This window comes from Escherichia sp. AM3 (assembly GCF_032029835.1).
GTDB lineage: Bacteria > Pseudomonadota > Gammaproteobacteria > Enterobacterales > Enterobacteriaceae > Escherichia > Escherichia coli.
This window is the reverse complement of record NZ_JAVUPQ010000909.1, coordinates 1-279: the sequence shown is the minus strand read 5'-3', so window position 1 is coordinate 279 and position 279 is coordinate 1. Positions and strand designations below refer to the sequence as shown.

At 53.8% G+C, this 279-nt stretch carries 1 protein-coding gene; it reads right to left on the bottom strand.

The features are described 5' to 3' along the window. On the bottom strand, positions 1–227 hold a 227-nt coding region (locus tag RTW80_RS29010; RefSeq protein ID WP_312721560.1), incomplete at its 3' end, for an L-rhamnose/proton symporter RhaT. Positions 228–279 lie beyond the last annotated feature (52 nt).

The window sequence follows — 279 nt, the reverse complement described above, 5'->3', positions numbered from 1 at the left end:
ACCGGCAGCAGCGTGGAGGCGCTGAAGGAGGAGAAGTAGCCCCAGAAATCGGGCAGCAGCATGGCGCTGATTGTCCATGGCAAAATCAGCCAGGACACGGTGCCGCCAACGGACCACATGGTTTCCCATGACCAGCCTTTCACCTTTTTAAACGGGGCATAGAAACAGGCTGCACTGGCCGCGCCTATCAAATGCCAGAAAATACCCATCGTAATCGCATGATTCATTTTTACATCCTCATCGTTTTTATAGCCGGAGGCTTCCCGCCGACTTGATGAG